A 17,629-nucleotide genomic window follows, 5' to 3' on the forward strand; every position below is an offset into this window, starting at 1 on the left:
TTCGGATACTGTTGCACTCAATAGGCGGAACTGTGTTTCTGCGGCCGCCGCAGGCATAACCTGGGGGTTCAAGCAATGAAAAGTGCCATCTCTCGCGCGCAGGAAATGATCCTCACGCTGACGACTCAGCATGGCCCGGAGCATCCCGATGTGTTTGCCGCCCACCTCGCACTTTTCACTGCATCCAGCGACGCCGGGCTCCGGCACACTCTGGTTTCTTCCACGGACGAACTCTTCAACCGGGCCCAGCGGGTGTTAGGCCTGGAACATCCACTAACACTTACCTTGGCCCACGAACATGCAGAAGCCCTAGGTGCAGTATCCAGGGATGTGGAATCTCTGAATTTGCATCAGCGGGTCCACAATCTTCGTGTCCGGGTACTTGGTCCCGACCACAAGGACACCCTTGAGAGCCTGGACAGCATCGGCGCAAGGCACCGCGCCCTCTCCGACGGCCCCGCTGCTTTGTCCACGTACGAGCAACTGTATGCAGCCCGGCTCCGCTTGAGCGGCCCCACCAGCCGCGAAACCCTGCTTGCGCGGAACGGCGTGGGAATGGCTCTGGCCACACTTAATCGCCAACACGAAGCTGTTGGACTTTATGAGGAGTTACTGCCAACTGCCGAAGGTACTTTTGATGCAGATTCCTCCCTTCTTCTAAGCATTCGCAACAATTACGCAAATGCGCTTGGCGCCGTTCGGCGACACGCCGAAAGTGCAGCCGTCCACGGGCATGTCTATGGCGAACGCCTCCGGACCGGAGAACCGAACCAGGTCATGATTTTGCGGTCCACGATGAACCTCTGCGGACAACTGAGGGAACTTGGGGACTACACCGAAGCCCTGAACATCCTCGAGGGAGCCATCGACAGCGCATCGGGAAATCTGGGTGCCAAACATCCCCAGATGACCCAGGCGAAACTGGAGTTGGTTGCGCTCCTATGGTTCTCAGGCTTGAAGGAGGAAGCCTTCGCGCTCCATACGAAAATCAGCGAGGACTGCATAGAAGCGTACGGTTTCGCACACCCGACGACTCTCTTTTGCCATGAGTCCATGGCCGAGCGGCTTGTCGAAAGGGGCGAGATACCAGCCGCCACGGCGGTGAGACGCACGATCCATGCAGCAGCGATGGAGGCTTTCAGCGAATGCCACCTCATGAAGTTTTGGGCGCACCATATCCTGGCATCAGGCCTGAGTTGGGCTAAAGAACACGCGGAGGGCCTGGAATTTGCACTGCTGGCTGCATCAGGCCGACGGCGCCTGCTGGGCCCTGATCACCAGGGGACTGTGGAGTCCGAGATAGTAGTAGCACACACGCTTGCCTGGTTGAAAAGGCACCATGAAGCTTCAGACCAGTACGGCTACGTAGCGGACCTTCTGAGCAGGCAGCGGGGGGAATCTGACCGCGATGTGATAAAAAACCGCTGGAGCGCGGCGCGGCAACTATTCAAGGCCGGGGAGCAGGAAAATGCACTGCCCCTCTTGACCACCGCGTTGCAAAACCAAATAGCAGCTCACGGAGAGCATGACGACGTTAGCCTCAAAATGCTTTCCCTCTTTGCGCGCAATTTGTATGAGGCTGGCGATTGGGAATCGGCACTGGAGCATACCTCCCGCTGGGCGAACCTTGTTGAAACCTGTTTCGGTAGTTCTGCCCAGCAGACCGTCGACGCCCTTACAGTGCTTGCGGAGTGGTGTGAGGGTTTGGAGGTTCCGGACCAGGCCCTGGATTCCCGTCGCCGGTTACTTCGGTCGTGGCGTCTGACGACTGGGCCCGACAGTGAACAGACTTTAGAGGGAGAAGAGTGCCTGATAGCTGCGTACGTGATGTTTGGAGACCTCGGTACGGCGGCGCGGGAAGCAGCTGGTTTCTACGATGACCGCTGTCAGCGGCTCGGCGGAACGGATGAGAAGACTCTAAAGTCGCATGCAACTCTTGCCAGGTTGCTTGAACTGCAGGGTGAGTGGGAGGCCCTGATCTCGTTGCGGCGCAAAGCGTTGAAAGAGGTCATGAGTGAAGCGGCTGACATCCGGATTGTCCAGGACCTTGAGTTCGCGTTGGCCGACGCCTTGGCTGCCGCAGGCAAGGATGAAGAGGCGCAAGAACGCCTTGGACACCTACTCGATACTCAACGGGCGACGCTCGGCGCTGCCCACCCGCGGACAGTCCGCGTTCAACAGGCGGTAGCCCGCCTCTACCTTCGATCCGACAAACCAAGCGATGCGGTGCCCCACTATGAGCACCTGATCAAGGCGCAGCGAAACAGCGACGGCAAGGACACGCCTGAATCTCTGGAATCCCGATTGGAGTTCGCGCACTTGCAGCATGAGCTGGGGCTCTCCGAGGCGCATGAGACGTTCCGTTCCAACTATGAGCTGGCGGTGCGGCTCCTGCCGGATGATGCCCGACTACTGGCGGCGAGGAACGATTTTGCCCGCAGCCTGTACGAAGAGGGCCAACATGAGCAGGCCTTTGAGTTGCTGAGGTGGAACGTGGTGGAGTCAACACGGATTCTGGGAGAGGAACACAGCGACACCACGAGAATCCGTTACAGCCTGGCAAATGCCCTTGCAGACGCTGGTCATGCTCACGAATCGGTGGAAATTCTCCAAGCGGCCGTGGATGACCATGCGCGCACCGGAGGTGGACTGGTTAGTGTGCTGCCCATGCTGCGGACCCTCGCGGACACCTTGCGTGAAAGCGGGCGGTCAACAGATGTGCCGGAGGCTTATCGGCGAGTGATCAGTATCTTGTCCGACCAATTCCCACTCCCGCAGGAAGTGACCGAGACTGAGTTGCGCGAGAGGCTGCCGGATCCGTTCCGCTACGAGGACGCCATCGAGCTGGAACTGTTGAATGTAGCTGAACTCCAAAATAAGTACGGACACCACCACCCGGAAGCCCGCGCTGCTACCGACAAACTGCTTATGACGCTGCAGGCCGTCCTGTCAACGCTAAACCAGAGTAGGTGGGACTAGCGGCGTTTGGAGTCTGTACGTGAGGGCCGGCGGCGGTACAGCCACACCAGGCCCAGGACCGGCAGGAGCAGCGGAATGAATCCGTAGCCGCGGCCAAACAGGGACCAAACCGTCTCGTGCGGGAACTGGACGGAGTCAACGACGCTCAGGGCACCCACAACCAGGACGCCCACCAGTTCAACCAGCACCGCTGCGACGGACACCTTAAACCACGTGCTGCCGGCTTTGGCCAGAGACACCGTGGCCACCACGTACACCAGCGCGGCGAACGCGGACAGCAGGTAGGCCAGCGGCGCCTCGGAAAACTTGGTGAAGATCTGGTACCCGGCGCGGGCCGTCGCTGAGATGGCGAACACCGCATAGACGGCGATCAGCAGGCGGCCCGGCCCGGTGTTGCGGGTGTTCCGCACCGGAGCTTGCTTGCTAGCCACGGCGGCGGATGCGCCCTTGGCGGCGGGTTTCTGGTTTTTCACGTTGCGTGCTTCTTCCACTTCAGTACCAGATCTGGTTCATTCGGGCGGCCATCACCAGTGCGGTGACGCCGACGGCGGCCAGGACAAAGTTGCTCCACCGGGTCCGCTCCAGGACGGACCAGTAGACGGCGGCGGGCGGCAGGAGCATGGCCGTGGCCAGGTAGCCCCAGAACTCCCACGCCTCCCCGGCGATAGGCTCACCCGCGATGACCCGCACGATAGATCCCACCAGGTACACCAGGAGTGCCACCTCGACGGCGGCCACCGAGAGGATGGTGACGTCGTTCGGCGCCTTCTTCAGGATGCCGGCCAGCAGGCAGATCCCGGTGGACAGGAGACCCACCACCAGGATGATGTAAAAATACGCGTCCACGCTCAGGCCGCCCCAGGGGCGCCCGTGCCCGGGCCGTTCGCGGATCCGCCGGTGCCGGGGGCGAAGACCAATACGGGTTTGGCGAAGCTGCCAGCATCGGCCAGCAGTGCCACCAGGCTTCCGTCAGGGGCGAAGGCGGCCGCGGGGTGTTCGGCAGTGGCAGCGGCAGGGCTGCCTGAGGCTGCACCGGCGGCGATCCGGCGGCCGAATGAAATCTCGGTGGTTTCCTCCGGGCTGAGCTCTCGGTTGGGCATCAGCGCCCGGGCAGCCTCGGCCATGTCGAGGACGTCGAGCTCTTCCGCAAGCTGCTCGAGGGTGCGCGCCTGCTCCAGGGAGTATGGTCCCACATGGGTGCGCCGCAGGGCGGTGAGGTGTCCGCCGACGCCGAGGGCGTTGCCAAGGTCGCGGGCCAGCGCGCGGATGTAGGTTCCCGACGAGCATTCAACGGTGACGTCCAGGTCCACCACGTCCGCCCCGTTATCCCTGCTGATGCTGTGCACCTCGAACCTGTGGATAGTGACCGGGCGGGACGCGAGCTTGACCTCTTCACCGGAGCGGACACGGGCGTAGGCACGTTCGCCGTTGACCTTGATCGCGCTCACGCTGCTGGGCACCTGCTGGATCTGCCCGGTGAGATCGGCGACACCGCGGTGAATTGCCTGCTCGTCCACCCCGGCAGCGGCGGCTGTGGCAGTGACTTCACCTTCGGCGTCGTCCGTCACTGTGGACTGGCCCAACCTGATGGTGGCCGTATACGTCTTGGAGGTGCCCACGATGTAGGTGAGCAGGCGGGTGGCCTTGTTGATGCCCACCACCAGGACGCCGGTTGCCATGGGATCCAGGGTGCCGGCGTGCCCTACTTTCCGGGTACCGGCGATGCGCCGCATCCGGCCAACCACATCATGGCTGGTCCATCCCTGCGGTTTGTCCACTATCACCAGTCCAGAAAGCACGCTTCCCAGTATATCGGCGCTGGTCCCGGCCCCCGCCCACGCCCCACCAGGCGCTGCCGCAGCTTGAACGCAGCTGCTGAAGAGCCGGTTAGGATGGCAGGCATGCCTGAGCTTGCCGCCCATGTCCGCGACGTGCCCGTCAATCAGATCCGTGAGATCACCGAGGCCGCGTGGTGCACCCCCGGCGCCCTGGTGCTCAGCATCGGCGAGCCCGGGTTCCCGCTTCCCCGCCACGTCCTCGACGCCGGCATGGCCTGCCTCGACCGCGACGAAACCAACTACACCCCCAACGCCGGCATTCCCGCCCTGCGCGAAGCGTTCGCAGCCAGGTTCCGGGCGCAGCAGGGCTGCGATATTAACGCCGACCGCGTGTACGTGGTGGACGGCGCCCAGCAGGGGCTGCACTTCGCCATGAGCCTGCTGCTCTCCCCCGGCGACGAGATCCTGATCCCGAACCCGGGCTACCCCACTTTTGCCATGACCAGCCGGCTCCTCAATGCTGTTCCCGTGGGCTACCCGCTGTACCCGGAGCAGGGCTTCCAGCCCAGGACCCGGGACATCGAGGCGCTCATCACGGACCGGACCCGCGTACTGGTCCTGAACTCGCCGTCCAATCCGCTGGGCGCGGTCCTCAGCGAAGAGCTGACGCGGGAACTCTTGGAACTGGCCCGGCAGCACGATCTCTGGGTCATCTCGGACGAGTGCTACGAAGCGTTCACCTACGATGTGCCGCACGTGAGTCCGGCAAGGTTCGACGGCGGGCTGCCGGGCGAAGCGCGCGTCTTCACTTCGCTGACACTTTCCAAGACGTACGGCCTCACGGGGCTCCGGATCGGCGCGCTGGTATGCCCACCGGGGCTGGAGCAGAAGATGAACAACGTGATGGAGTCGATCGTCTCGTGCGTGGCGTCGCCGTCACAGTATGCGGCGCTCGCCGCCCTCACCGGGCCGCAGGATTACGTCCAGCACGCGCACGGACACTACCGGGCCAACCGGGACGCCGCGTCCGCGGTGCTCGACTCCAAGGGCATTCCGTACCTGAAGGCCGACGGCGCGTTCTACCTCTGGGCGGACGTGTCCCATGCCAGCGGCGGGGACGTCCGCGTCTGGGTCCGGCGCTTCCTTGCGGAGTCAGGCGTGGCCCTCGCACCAGGGACGGCCTTCGGTTCCATTGGCGAGGGCTGGGTGCGGATTGCGCTGTGTGGCAAGCGCGAGGAACTGCTGGAAGGCCTGTCCAGGCTCCCGGGGCGCCTTTAATCGGCTTTCCCGCTAGCGCCGCGTTCCGGCCAGCGCCCCGTCCAGCCACGTCCGCAACACCTCCGCCGGCGCGGCCCCCGCCTGGCGGGCCGCGACCTTGCCGTCAACGATAACCATCAGCGTGGGAATGGCCTGCACATCAAACCGGCGGGACAGTCCCGGATTCCTGTCGACGTCGACCTTGACCAGTTTGACGGCTCCCTCCCGTTCCCGGGCCAGCTTGTCCAGGACGGGGCTGACCATGCGGCACGGCCCGCACCACTCAGCCCAGAAGTCCACCAGTACCGGAACAGGCGACTGTTCGGCCACCGGGCCGAAATCGGCATCACCGGCCTCCACGATCCACGGCAGTCCGCGATGGCAGCTTCCACAGCGGGGCCGGCCGGCGGCACTGGCCGGGATCCGGTTGGTCTTCCCGCAGTGCGGACATTTGATGAGGGACGCTTCCATACCTAGTAGTCCTTCCTGCTTTTGTGCTCGCCCCAGGCCAGGAACGGGGCGTCCGGCGCCGGCACGTCTCCCCTGCTGACCGGGAGGAGTTCGGGACGCGTACCGGAGAAGTAGTCGTAGAAGATGGCGTCATCAAAGCCGGCGGAAGCAGCGCCGTAGCGGTCCGCGGCGAAGTAGACACGGTCGATCCGTGCCCAGAGGGCAGACGCCAGGCACAGCGGGCACGGCTCGCAGCTGGTGTAGAGGACTGCCCCGCGCAGGTCGAAGTGCCGGATGGCGGCAGCGGCGGTGCGGATGGCCACCACCTCGGCATGGGCGGTGGGGTCGTTATCGCGCGTGACCCGGTTGACGCCTTCGTGTACCCGTCCGTCCTTGGTCACCACTAAAGCACCGAAGGGACCGCCGCCGTCGGCAACGTTCCGGGTGGCCAGGGCCACCGCCCGTTCGAGGTACTGGTTGGCATCGCCGTTGTCCGCCTGGTTCATAGCTCGATCCTAGCCAAAGGGTTGGTGTTAGGGGATGAAACTAGGGGGTGCAATAGGGGGAAATCCGAGCGACATTCCTTGCCCGGCAGGCCTAACCTGAGCCGGGGGTTTCCGAATTTTATGCCTCTCGCGAGGCTCCTTATCCGGCCCGTGAAGGGCGCCAAACCGGAGTACCCAATTATGAAACGAAAACTCGCCTTTATTGCCTGCCTGGCCGTGACGATGGTCCCGGCCGCTCCGGCTTTCGCATCCAGCCAGGAACCTGATATCGAGGTTATGGCCACCGGCCTCTTCTCGCCCCTCCACCTGGCTGTCGGAAGCGGCGAATCCGTGCGCGTCAGCCAGGACTTCGCCGGCATACTCACCCGGGTGGAACCCAATGGTGATACGAAAGATGTATACACGGCCACACCGGGTTGGGAAGTGGCCGGCGTGGAAATCCATGATTCCAGCACCTATTTCCTGGAGAGTGTTGGAGCCAGCCAGGGCGACCCGGAAAAGCTCGAGGGCTATCTGAAGGTTCTGGGGCCGGAGAAGGACGTCCGCACCATCGCCAGCTTCGCGGACTTCGAACGGAAGCACAACCCGGACGCGGACCAGCACTACGGCTTGGAGGATGGCACAAGCGAGGAATGCATTGCTGCAATAGCGTCCCTTCCGGATGCCCCTCCACCCCAGTACACGGGAATCGTCGACTCGCATCCGTACGCCCTGGCCATCCGGAATGATACAGCGTACGTTGCCGATGCCGGCATGAATGCTGTCCTCAAGGTTGATCTGGAGTCCGGCAAGGTGTCAACGCTGGTGGTCCTTCCACCGCGGCCGGCTACGATCTCCAAGGACGTTTCAGAGTTTTTGGGCGTGCCTGAGTGCACAGGGTTCGAGTACGCTTTCGAACCGGTCCCCACGGATGTGGAGATTGGTCCGGATGGTTGGCTGTACGTCACGTCGCTGCCCGGCGGCCCCGAGGTACCCGAACTGGGCAAGCGTGGCGCGATCTTCAAGATCAACCCGTGGAACGGTGACACGACCGTCTGGGCGGACCACATCCTCAGCCCAACCGGTTTGGCCGTGGCGGACAATGGCGACGTGTATGTGGCGTCCCTATTCGGCGGTGAGATCCTGAAGTTTGACTCCAGGTCAGAGCGGTCCCAGTTCCTGGCTGTGAACCAGCCCGCCGATGTTGAGTTTAGGGATGGCGACGTGTTCGCCACTGTGGATGCACTGCCGTCGGAGCCGGATCCGTCAATGCCAGAGGCCCCCGCACCCAAGCCTGAAGGCAGGGTCATTGAAGTCGACGGTTGATCAGGGGAGGGCTTAACGAAACAGGACCCGGATATGCATCCGGGTCCTGTTTCATGCTGGCGTGATGTCCGCCGGTTACTTGCTGCCGTCTTCGTCGGGTTCCCCGGCGTCGGTGAGGTCGAGGTCCTCCTCGTCGAAGTCGTCTTCGTCGATGTCCACGTCGGCGGACGCGTCGCTCTTGTAGGGATCGGGATCCCCGGCGTGCCGGGCCTGCGCGGCAAGGGCGGCCACTTCGGCGTCGCGCTTCTTGGCCTCCCGGAGCAGCTCCTCGAGGTTGGACGCGATAACGGGAATCTCGTCGGAGACGAATTCAAGGGTGGGAGTCAGCCGGATACTGAGGTTGCGCCCCACCTCCTGCCGAAGCACACCCTTGGCCTTCTCCAGGCCCTTGGCAGCGTCAGCCTGAACGGCCTGGTCCCCCAGGACGGTGTAATACACGGTGGCATGCTGCAGATCATTGGTCACCCGGGCATCAGTAACAGTAATACCCTCCAGCCGGGGATCCTTAACCTTCCGGCCCAAAGCCTCAGCAACAACAACCTTAATCCGCTGCGCCAACTTGGCAGCACGTGCCGGATCAGCCATGAACAACTCCTATAAGAAGAAAAATTTGGGGGTACAACGGCCTGATGCAGCAGACGTACCCCGATTGGATTGATGCCACGCACGAAAGGCGAGTCAACGACGCACCGTTGGGATTTTTCCGGCGGCCAGGGAGTGGCATCGGGCCTGCCAAAGCTGGGTGGCCGATGTCGTTAGACGTAGGCCACCCAGCGAAGGGGCGGGGCCGCCGGAAAAATTCCAACGGCCCCGCACCTTTATGAAACTGACTTCAGACTAGACGCGCGGCTTCTCACGCATCTCGAAGGTCTCGATGATGTCGCCTTCGGTGATGTCGTTGTACGAGCCAAGGCCGATACCACACTCGAAGTCCGTGCGGACCTCGGTGGCGTCGTCCTTGAAGCGCTTGAGCGTCTCAACGGTGAGGTTGTCACCGATGATCTTGCCGTCGCGGCTGATGCGTGCCTTGGTGTTACGGCGGATGATGCCCGAGCGGACGATCGAGCCGGCGATGTTTCCGAACTTGGAGGAGCGGAAGACTTCGCGGACTTCGGCGGTGCCCAGCTGGAATTCTTCGTATTCCGGCTTGAGCATGCCCTTGAGCGCCATCTCGATGTCATCGATCGCGGAGTAGATGACGGAGTAGAAGCGCATGTCCACGCCTTCGCGGTCTGCCAGTTCGGCAACCCGCTCGGCAGGCTTGACGTTGAAGCCGATGATGACGGCGCTGTCCACTGTTGCCAGGTTGACGTCGTTCTGCGTGATGGCACCAACACCGCGGTGGATGACGCGCAGCTGCACGCCTTCCCCGACGTCGATCTTGAGCAGGGCGTCTTCGAGGGCTTCCACGGCACCGGACACGTCACCCTTGAGGATGAGGTTGAGGGTGTCGATCTTGCCTTCGGCGACGGCCTGGTCGAAGTCTTCGAGGCTGATGCGCTTGCGGCGCTTGGCCAGGGCGGCGTTGCGGTCCGCAGCTTCACGCTTCTCGGCGATCTGGCGGGCGGTGCGCTCGTCAGCGGTCACGAAGAAGGTGTCGCCTGCACGCGGGACGTTGGAAAGACCCAGCACCTGGACGGGGCGGGACGGGCCGGCCTCGGTCAGGGCGCTGCCGTCGTCGTCGAACATCGCACGGACGCGGCCGTGGGCCGTGCCTGCCACGATGGTGTCGCCGACGCGCAGGGTGCCGGACTGCACCAGGACGGTGGCCACGGAACCGCGGCCCTTGTCCAGGTTGGCTTCGATGGCGATACCGCGGGCGTCCTTGTTCGGGTTGGCGCGCATGTCCAGGGCAGCGTCTGCGGTGAGCAGGACTGCCTCGAGCAGCTCGTCGATGTTGAGGTTCTGGCGGGCAGAGACCTCAACGAACATGGTGTCGCCACCGTATTCCTCGGGAACCAGGCCGTACTCGGTCAGCTGGCCGCGGACCTTGTCCGGGTTGGCGCCTTCCTTGTCGATCTTGTTCACGGCCACCACGATGGGCACGTTGGCGGCCTGGGCGTGGTTGAGGGCTTCAACGGTCTGGGGCATCACGCCGTCGTCCGCTGCGACCACCAGGATGGCGATGTCGGTGACCTTCGCACCACGGGCACGCATGGCGGTGAACGCCTCGTGGCCCGGGGTATCGATGAAGGTGATCTTACGGTCGTCGCCTTCGTGGTTGTGCGTGACCTGGTAGGCACCGATGTGCTGCGTGATACCGCCGTGCTCGCCCGCCATAACGTCGGACTTGCGGATGGCATCGAGCAGGCGGGTCTTACCGTGGTCAACGTGGCCCATGACCGTGACAACCGGAGGACGTGCCTCGAGGTCTTCGTCGCCTTCAGCCTCAAGCTCTGCTTCGAAGTCGATGTCGAAGGTGGAGAGCAGCTCGCGCTCCTCGTCCTCCGGCGAGACGACCTGGAGCTTGTAGCCAAGCTCTTCGCCCAGCAACGCAAAGGTTTCCTCGTCCAGCGACTGGGTGGCCGTTGCCATTTCACCGAGGTGGAACAGCACGGTAACCAGAGCGGCGGGGTTCGCCTCGATCTTGTCGGCGAAGTCCGTGATGGACGAGCCACGGCGGAGGCGGATGACGGTGTTGCCGTCGCCGCGGGGTACGCTCACGCCACCCAGCGACGGGGCACTCATCTGCTCAAGTTCCTGGCGCTTTGCACGCTTCGACTTGCGCTGCTTGCCGCGGCCTGCGCCGCCCTTGCCGAAAGCACCCTGGGTGCCACCGCGTCCGCGGCCACCCTTGCCGAAGCCACCGCCTGCGGGAGCTCCGCCACCGGCACCGGGACCACCGGTTCCGGGAGCGCCACCGGGGCGTCCGGGGCCGCGGCCGCCGGCACCGGGACGGCCTGCACCTGCGGGTGCGGGACGCTCAGTGCGGTTGGGCATCATGCCCGGAGTAGGACGGTTTCCACCGGCGCCGCCGGGGCGCGGGGCACCCGGGCGGGGTCCACCGGCACCTGCGGCGGGACGGGGACCGCCCGCACCGGCTGCGGGACGCGGCCCGCCGGGACGGGGCCCGCCGGCACCAGCTGCAGGACGGGGACCGCCGGGACGGTCGCCGTCAGTGCGGCTTCCACCGGGGCGGGGCATGCCCTGTGAGGTGGCAAACGGGTTGTTGCCCGGACGGGGAGGACGCTCGCCGTCGCCGCCACGGCCGCGGGGCATGCCCTGCGAAGTAGCGAAGGGGTTATTGCCCGGACGGGGACCGCCGGGACGGGGAGCGGAGCTGCCTGCCGAACCGCCCTGACCGCCGGAGCGGGTGGGGGCAGCGGGAGCTTCGGCCTTGGGAGCCGGACGTGCGCCGGGCTTTGCGCCGGTGGACGGAGCAGTGCCGGTGGACGCGGCAGCGGGGGCCGCCGGAGCCGAGGGCCTGCTGGCAGCAGGTGCCGCCGGAGCCGAAGCAGCAGGCTGGGCCGGAGCCGCAGGAGCGGCGGGGGCCGGTGCCTGCGCCGCGGGAGCCGGAGCCTTGGGAGCTGCCGGGCCGGGGGCTGGAGTTGAAGGACGTGCTTCTGCGGCCGGGGCGGTCGCCTTGGGCGCGGCCGCCGGTGCTGAGGCCTTGGCAGCAGCGTCGGGGAAGGCGTTGCGGAGTTTACGCACAACGGGGGCCTCAATGGTGGAAGAGGCGGAGCGAACGAATTCGCCCAGTTCCTGCAGTTTAGTCACTGCATCTTTGGAAGTAATACCGAGCTCTTTGGCGAGCTCATGTACGCGGACCTTGGCCACATTTCTCCTGTCTCGGTCCGCACCGAGCCAGGCACGAACCGTCTACTTCTTACTGCGGACCCCAGCCGCGATTACTGCGGAAGGGCCCATTGCAGAGCGCAACAAAGTTGTCATCGTTGCGCACTCATCGCTGGGAACTCATCGGGTTTCCATCAGATTTCTGACCCGCTTTCAGGTTGGACGGTTGGTGTTGCAGTTGCCGTGGTGCCTGCAACGTTCGTGTCCGGCTTGATCCAGTGTTCGACGGCGGCAGTTCCGGTTGCGCCCGGAAGGGCACGTCCGAAAGCCCGCCGTTTGATCGCCAGAGCCAGGCACGATTCGCTGGGGTGCAACCAAGCACCCCGGCCAGCCAGCCGGCGTCGTTCATCCACCAGGACAGCGGTTGACCCGCTGCCTTCGGCGACGAGCCGGAGCAATTCCGACCGCAGGCCCTTCTTCCGGCATCCGATGCAGGTACGCTCCGGTTGATTTCCGGTGGAAAGCACTGCCACGGTCATCTTCCTGACATTCATATCTGCTGGCCCGGGGAATGCCTGACCTCCGCTGTGTCAGCGGAAGGGGCATGCTCAAGGCACACGGCTGCCGGCCGTTGGGCGCGGCCTTCTCTATTCTAGCCCCTCCGGGCCGTTCTGCCCGAAACCGCAACGCTCCCGGGGCGTGGCCGCCCCGGGAGCGTGCCTGCCTAGTTTTCGCGCGTGGTGGCTGCGTCGGAAATGATATCGATCCGCCAGCCGGTCAGCTTGGCCGCCAGACGGGCGTTCTGGCCCTCCTTGCCGATGGCCAGGGAAAGCTGGTAATCGGGAACCACCACGCGGGCGGAACGAGTGGCTTCGTCAGTGATGGTGACCGAATTCACCCTCGACGGCGACAGTGCACTGGCGATGAACGTGGCGGGGTTCTCGCTGAAGTCGACGATGTCGATCTTTTCGTCGTTCAGTTCCGTCATCACGGCCCGCACCCGGGAACCCATCTCACCGATGCAGGCGCCCTTGGCGTTGATGCCGGGGATGTTGGCCTTGACGGCGATCTTGGTGCGGTGCCCGGCTTCACGGGCCAGGGCAACGATCTCGACGGAGCGGTCGGCGATTTCGGGAACTTCCAGTTCGAAGAGCTTCCGGACGAGCCCCGGATGGGACCTGGACAGCGTGACGGACGGGCCCTTGGAGCCGCGGTGCACGTCGATCACCAGGGCGCGCAGGCGGTTGCCGTGAAGGTACTTCTCCCCCGGCACCTGTTCGGGCGGGGGCAGGAGCGCTTCAACAGTGCCCAGGTTGACCTGGACCATGTGCGGGTTGTGACCCTGCTGGATGGTGCCGGCCACCAGTTCGCCTTCACGGCCCTTGAACTCGCCCAGTACGTTGTCGTCCTCAACGTCGCGGAGCCGCTGCAGGATGATCTGCCGTGCGGTGCTGGCAGCAATGCGGCCGAAACCCTCCGGGGTGTGCTCGAACTCGCCGATGGGGGCGCCGTCGTCGTCAATCTCCACAGCCCAGATGGTCACATGGCCGCTCTTGCGGTCCAGTTCCGCGCGGGCCTTCTCGAAGGCGCCGGGCGACTTGTGGTAGGCCACCAGGAGCGCCTGCTCAATGGTGGGGATCAGGAGGTCCAGCGGGATTTCACGCTCACGCTCCAGAAGTCTCAGTGCGCTCATGTCAATATCCATCAGGCCTCCTCAGAAGGTCCATTGTGTCCAGGTTCCAGACCATCCTCGAGGAGGTGGCTGAATTCGATCTCGACTTTTCCGTTGCGGATCCTGTCGAAAGGAAGCTTGATGGGATCGCCCTGCTTGGGCTTCATCCCCTTTTTGACGGCGATCTCAGGCACGATGGTCACGCCGGAATTGTCAACGGCCTGGATGCGGCCTGTGACGTTGTCGCCCTGGAGCACGTTGACCTTGACCATCCGGCCCTTGGCGCGGTGCCAGTGGCGGGGCTCTGTCAGCGGGCGGCCGACGCCCGGCGAGGAGACTTCAAGATCGTAGGGACGGCCGTCATCTCCGGGATCGTTGTCCAGAACATCGGAGAGCACCTTCGAGATGTCGGCAATGACATCAAGGCTGACGCCGCCGGTCTCCTCCTGCGGCAGGTCCACCACTACGTGGACTACACGGTGGGATCCGGGAAGGATGGCCACGTCCTCCAGGTACAGGCGGTTGGCCTGGACCGAGGGTTCAAGGAGCGCCCTGAGGCGTGCAGCTTCCGGATTGTGTGCGGCCTCAGCCTTACCCGTTCCGGTATGGTCTGATGAAGCCGTGGCTTCTGCATTGCTCACGATGCCGGCCGCCTCCCTATAGATGATGTTGTGTGTACTAGCGTAGCTATTTTACCGGTTCATTGGTGCACGGAGATTCCTCCCCGACGTGACACCATGGTCTGTTGTGAAAGACGACAACCAGGAAAACCGCAGGCGGATGCGCTATTTCCGGTACGCCGTTTTTTCGCTCGCGGCCCTTCTTGTCCTTAGCCTCGGCTTCGCCCTGATCCCGCCAGAACCGCCTGCTCCTGCGGAACCACCCTTCTCCGAGCAGGCCCGGGCGGCCGCGCTGGAGGAGGCCCTGGAGCTGCGGTCAGCCGGGCAGGAGCTGGCAGCTGCGGAAATGGGCGGAGCGGCCGGCACTCCGGCCGCCGACGCTATGGGCCAGGTTGTGACGTTGCTGACCATCCACGCCCGGGCGCTGCTGCCGCCGGGAAATGCGGCATCCGCAGCTGCAGCTTCACCCCAAGCGGCGCCGCCGGCCAGTGTGCGGCCCACCGCAGCTCCCACATCCCCCAGCCCTCGTGGCGCAGTACCAATTGCGGAATTCGCGGCAGACCTCGCTGCCAGCGGCCGGCAGCGCCTCAAGGACGCGGAAACGGCCGACGGCGGCATGGCACGTCTGCTTGCCGGCGCCGGGACGGCGCAACTCCTCGCAGCAGAACGGCTTGGCGCGGCAGGCGCCCTTGAAATTGAACCGCAAGTGACTGCACGTCAAGACGCCACCTTGCCCGCCCCTGCATGCCCGGCCACGCCCTCCCCTGCCAATTCCGCCTCGACTTCCCCTCCCGCTGCCGCCAGCCTGGGGACCGCCCTCGTCGCCGCCGCTGGCGCCGAGCTGCAGACGGTGTACGGCTACCAGGCGGCACTCACCCGCCTTCCTCCGGAAGCTGCCGGCCCGGCGTCGGAATTCCTGGCGCAGCACCATGGGCTCGCAGCCCAGGCCGACGAGTATGCGCTGGTGCAGTGCGGGGCCCTGCCACCGCAGCCGCCCGGGTACGTCCTGGCCCCGGGGTTCCTCGACGCTCCCGCCTCCGGACTTGCTGCCTTGGAGACCGACACTTTGCCGTCCTACGGCGACGTCGTGGCCCTGGCTGACGGGGCCACGAGGGCGTGGGCCCTGTCGGCCCTCCAGGCAGCAGCGCGGCGCGCACAGCACTGGGGCGCCGGCCCGAACCCGCTACCGGGCCTTGTGCTGGATGAAGGGCAACTTCCGCCATTGCCCCAGTGATGGCGGGCTGGTCCTGGGCGAGGGGCGACTTCCGCCATTGCCCCAGTGATGGCGGGCGCACTTGTCTCGGGCGACGGGCAGCTTCCGCTTGCCCCAGTGATGGCGGGCGCACTTGTCCCGGGCGACGGGCAGCTTCCGCTTGGGCCGGGAGCAGCTCGCACACTGCACATTGATCGCCGGCCCCTTCTCCCCGGGTGCTGGCAGGCCGGGGCGCCGGATGGTTTGCTGTAGGGATGGACACCGCGGGCGCATCCTCCTTTCACGACAATGAACCCCACCGGAACGACATGGCCCAGCGCCTGAACTGGCTGCGCGCCGGTGTCCTGGGCGCCAACGACGGGATCGTTTCCGTAGCAGCGATTGTGGTGGGCGTCGCCGGAGCAACTGCCGCGTCCGGCGCGATCCTTGCCGCAGGAGCAGCCGGCCTGGTGGGCGGTGCCGTGTCGATGGCGCTTGGCGAGTACGTCTCGGTCAGCAGCCAAAGCGACAGCCAGAAAGCCCTGATCGACAAGGAACGCCGCGAGCTGGCCGAAGAACCTGAGCTGGAACTGGCAGAACTCACGGCGATCTACCAGGCCAAGGGCCTCAGTGCGGAAACGGCCGGGCAAGTGGCGGCGGAACTGACCGCGCACGACGCCCTCGCGGCACACCTTTCCGCTGAGCTCAACATTGACGAAGACGATATTGTCAGCCCCTGGCATGCGGCCTTTGCTTCGGCGGTGGCCTTTGTGATCGGGGCAACGCTGCCCATGCTGGCCATCCTTCTCCCGCCGCCGGACGTCCGGGTTCAGGTCACCTTCGTCGCTGTGCTCCTGGCATTGGCGCTGACGGGAGCACTGGGTGCCTGGATCGGCGGCGGATCCAGGCTCCGCGCCGCCGTACGCGTGGTGGTGGGCGGAGCCCTGGCACTCGCCGCAACCTTCAGCATCGGCAACCTGCTGGGGGCCACGGGCGTGGTCTGACCGGGACCTGCGGTACTGGCCGCGCCCGTGGACTTAGGCTGGGATTGATGAGCCAGCCAGCTGTAGTACCCATCCCTCCGGACCTCGCTGCCCGCTACACCCGCAGCAGTGCCGGGCGCGCATGGCTCGCGTCGCTGCCGGACCTCATCCGGGGCCGCCTGGAAAACTGGCAGCTGACCCCGGACCTGCTCCCCGGCGCCCTGCCCTGGAACGGCCACGGCGGAATAGTCATCCCGGTCCGGCAGGAGGATGGCGCCCCGGCTGCCCTGAAGATCGCCTTTCCGCACGACGAAGCCAGGGTCGAGCGGCACGCCCTGGCCCTCTGGCAGGGCCGGGGCGCGGTAGCGCTGCTCGCCTCCGACGCCGGCACCTGCGCCATGCTCCTGGAACGGCTCGACGGCGGACGCTCGCTCGCCACCGTACCCATGGAAGACGCCGTGGTGGTCTGGGCCGGGCTGGTGCGGCAGTTGAGCCTCACCCCCGACGACCGGCCGCAGTGGTTTGAGTTCGAGCACATCGCCGCCCGGGCGGAGCAATGGAGCGATGACCTGCCTGCCGACTGGGAACAGCTGAGGCGCCCCTTCCCCCGGTGGCTCCTCGAGGCCGCCCTGGAGGTGTGCCAGACCCGGGGTGCGGTGGGCCGGCGTTCGGCGCGTGATGCCCTGGTGCATACGGACCTGCATTACCTCAACGTCCTGGCGCGCCTAGACGGACAGGCATCGGCCGGACAAGCAGTAGCCGGACAGGCAGAGACGGAATTTACGACGGCGGCCGGTTACGCCGCCATCGATCCCCAACCGATGATCGGGGAGCCGGAGTTTGCCGTGGCGCCGCTGCTGTGGAACCGCCTGTCCGATTTGCCGTTGGACGACCCTGCGGCCGGTCTTCGCCGGCGCTGCGCCGAGTTCAGTTCTGCGGCGGGCATGGACCCGGACGTGGCCCGGCAGTGGGGCATCGCCCGGGAAGTGGCAAACGCCTTGGGGTATGCGGGCAAGCCCGACCATCGCGGCGATCTGGCCCGCTCCCTCTGGGTGGCCAGCACCCTCGCTGGCAGAACCCTTGACGGGCTTCCCCCGGCCCACCGTCTGCCGGAGCCCGGCAAGGCTGCAGGCGTCAGCTGAAGGCTTTCAG

16 protein-coding genes are annotated in these 17,629 nt (G+C 65.2%); 6 read left to right on the top strand and 10 right to left on the bottom strand.

Features of this window, described 5'->3' with window-relative positions:
• The first annotated feature begins 75 nt into the window (after window positions 1–75).
• Window positions 76–2,979 carry a tetratricopeptide repeat protein gene (locus tag QF047_RS13365; protein WP_307277804.1) on the top strand — a complete coding sequence of 968 codons (2,904 nt, stop codon included), beginning with the start codon at window positions 76–78 and terminating at the stop codon, window positions 2,977–2,979.
• On the opposite strand, the gene QF047_RS13370 is transcribed toward QF047_RS13365, so the two are convergent.
• From QF047_RS13370 to truB, 3 genes are all read right to left on the bottom strand, one after another.
• Entirely contained in the window at window positions 2,976–3,410 is a 435-nt protein-coding gene (locus QF047_RS13370; RefSeq protein WP_306639289.1) for a hypothetical protein, read from the bottom strand. The two genes, QF047_RS13365 and QF047_RS13370, sit on opposite strands and share 4 nt — an antisense overlap.
• 61 nt (window positions 3,411–3,471) lie before the next feature.
• Window positions 3,472–3,825 (bottom strand): hypothetical protein, encoded by a 354-nt coding sequence (locus QF047_RS13375; protein WP_306638925.1) that lies wholly within the window; start codon window positions 3,823–3,825, stop codon window positions 3,472–3,474.
• 2 nt (window positions 3,826–3,827) lie between these two features.
• Window positions 3,828–4,778, bottom strand: coding sequence for a tRNA pseudouridine(55) synthase TruB (truB, locus tag QF047_RS13380; RefSeq protein ID WP_307277812.1), 951 nt, complete (start codon window positions 4,776–4,778; stop codon window positions 3,828–3,830).
• Between the two features lie 102 nt (window positions 4,779–4,880).
• On the opposite strand from truB, the gene QF047_RS13385 reads away from it, so the two are divergent.
• A complete protein-coding gene (locus tag QF047_RS13385) occupies window positions 4,881–6,035 on the top strand; it encodes a pyridoxal phosphate-dependent aminotransferase (protein ID WP_307277815.1) in 1,155 nt (384 codons plus the stop codon).
• A 12-nt stretch (window positions 6,036–6,047) separates the two neighbouring features.
• On the opposite strand, the gene trxA is transcribed toward QF047_RS13385, so the two are convergent.
• Both trxA and QF047_RS13395 read right to left on the bottom strand, forming a co-directional pair.
• Window positions 6,048–6,485 (bottom strand): thioredoxin, encoded by a 438-nt coding sequence (gene trxA / locus QF047_RS13390; RefSeq protein ID WP_307277817.1) that lies wholly within the window; start codon window positions 6,483–6,485, stop codon window positions 6,048–6,050.
• A gap of 2 nt (window positions 6,486–6,487) precedes the next feature.
• On the bottom strand, window positions 6,488–6,970 hold the full coding sequence (locus tag QF047_RS13395; protein WP_307277819.1) for a nucleoside deaminase: 483 nt from the start codon (window positions 6,968–6,970) through the stop codon (window positions 6,488–6,490).
• Between the two features lie 180 nt (window positions 6,971–7,150).
• Between QF047_RS13395 and QF047_RS13400 the strand changes: the two genes are divergently transcribed.
• Window positions 7,151–8,275, top strand: a complete 1,125-nt coding sequence (locus QF047_RS13400; protein ID WP_307277822.1) for a ScyD/ScyE family protein — start codon at window positions 7,151–7,153, stop codon at window positions 8,273–8,275.
• Between the two features lie 75 nt (window positions 8,276–8,350).
• Here the strand turns inward: QF047_RS13400 and rbfA are convergent, their stop codons facing one another.
• The 5 genes from rbfA to rimP form a co-directional block, all read right to left on the bottom strand.
• Window positions 8,351–8,860 carry a 30S ribosome-binding factor RbfA gene (rbfA, locus tag QF047_RS13405; RefSeq protein ID WP_306638914.1) on the bottom strand — a complete coding sequence of 170 codons (510 nt, stop codon included), beginning with the start codon at window positions 8,858–8,860 and terminating at the stop codon, window positions 8,351–8,353.
• 252 nt (window positions 8,861–9,112) lie between these two features.
• Window positions 9,113–12,052: a translation initiation factor IF-2 gene (gene infB / locus QF047_RS13410; protein ID WP_307277827.1), complete on the bottom strand. Its 2,940-nt coding sequence runs from the start codon at window positions 12,050–12,052 to the stop codon at window positions 9,113–9,115.
• 152 nt (window positions 12,053–12,204) lie between these two features.
• On the bottom strand, window positions 12,205–12,564 hold the full coding sequence (locus tag QF047_RS13415) for a YlxR family protein (RefSeq protein WP_306638911.1): 360 nt from the start codon (window positions 12,562–12,564) through the stop codon (window positions 12,205–12,207).
• Window positions 12,565–12,734: 170 nt separating this feature from the next.
• Window positions 12,735–13,715 (bottom strand): transcription termination factor NusA, encoded by a 981-nt coding sequence (nusA, locus tag QF047_RS13420; protein ID WP_306638909.1) that lies wholly within the window; start codon window positions 13,713–13,715, stop codon window positions 12,735–12,737.
• Complete coding sequence (gene rimP, locus QF047_RS13425; protein ID WP_306638907.1) at window positions 13,715–14,323, bottom strand: ribosome maturation factor RimP; 609 nt, start codon at window positions 14,321–14,323, stop codon at window positions 13,715–13,717. The genes nusA and rimP overlap by 1 nt, the downstream gene beginning before the upstream one ends.
• Before the next feature lie 106 nt (window positions 14,324–14,429).
• Here rimP and QF047_RS13430 point away from each other — a divergent pair, with 106 nt between their 5' ends.
• From QF047_RS13430 to QF047_RS13440, 3 genes are all read left to right on the top strand, one after another.
• On the top strand, window positions 14,430–15,536 hold the full coding sequence (locus QF047_RS13430) for a DUF4439 domain-containing protein (protein WP_307277833.1): 1,107 nt from the start codon (window positions 14,430–14,432) through the stop codon (window positions 15,534–15,536).
• Window positions 15,537–15,769: 233 nt separating this feature from the next.
• The gene (locus QF047_RS13435) at window positions 15,770–16,498 is read left to right on the top strand and encodes a VIT1/CCC1 transporter family protein (RefSeq protein ID WP_307277836.1); all 729 of its coding nucleotides are present in this window, start codon (window positions 15,770–15,772) and stop codon (window positions 16,496–16,498) included.
• A gap of 47 nt (window positions 16,499–16,545) precedes the next feature.
• The gene (locus tag QF047_RS13440) at window positions 16,546–17,619 is read left to right on the top strand and encodes an aminoglycoside phosphotransferase family protein (protein WP_307277839.1); all 1,074 of its coding nucleotides are present in this window, start codon (window positions 16,546–16,548) and stop codon (window positions 17,617–17,619) included.
• Window positions 17,620–17,629: the final 10 nt, after the last annotated feature.

It is taken from the genome of Arthrobacter sp. W4I7, assembly GCF_030816215.1.
GTDB classification, from domain to species: domain Bacteria; phylum Actinomycetota; class Actinomycetes; order Actinomycetales; family Micrococcaceae; genus Arthrobacter; species Arthrobacter siccitolerans_A.

Coding starts and splice junctions, on each gene's coding strand:
- QF047_RS13365 (WP_307277804.1), top strand. CDS start 76: ATGAAAAGTGCCATCTCTCGCGCGCAGGAAATGATCCTCACGCTGACG.
- QF047_RS13385 (WP_307277815.1), top strand. CDS start 4,881: ATGCCTGAGCTTGCCGCCCATGTCCGCGACGTGCCCGTCAATCAGATC.
- trxA (WP_307277817.1), bottom strand. CDS start 6,485: ATGGAAGCGTCCCTCATCAAATGTCCGCACTGCGGGAAGACCAACCGG.
- QF047_RS13395 (WP_307277819.1), bottom strand. CDS start 6,970: ATGAACCAGGCGGACAACGGCGATGCCAACCAGTACCTCGAACGGGCG.
- QF047_RS13400 (WP_307277822.1), top strand. CDS start 7,151: ATGAAACGAAAACTCGCCTTTATTGCCTGCCTGGCCGTGACGATGGTC.
- rbfA (WP_306638914.1), bottom strand. CDS start 8,860: ATGGCTGATCCGGCACGTGCTGCCAAGTTGGCGCAGCGGATTAAGGTT.
- QF047_RS13415 (WP_306638911.1), bottom strand. CDS start 12,564: ATGAATGTCAGGAAGATGACCGTGGCAGTGCTTTCCACCGGAAATCAA.
- nusA (WP_306638909.1), bottom strand. CDS start 13,715: ATGGATATTGACATGAGCGCACTGAGACTTCTGGAGCGTGAGCGTGAA.
- QF047_RS13435 (WP_307277836.1), top strand. CDS start 15,770: ATGGACACCGCGGGCGCATCCTCCTTTCACGACAATGAACCCCACCGG.
- QF047_RS13440 (WP_307277839.1), top strand. CDS start 16,546: ATGAGCCAGCCAGCTGTAGTACCCATCCCTCCGGACCTCGCTGCCCGC.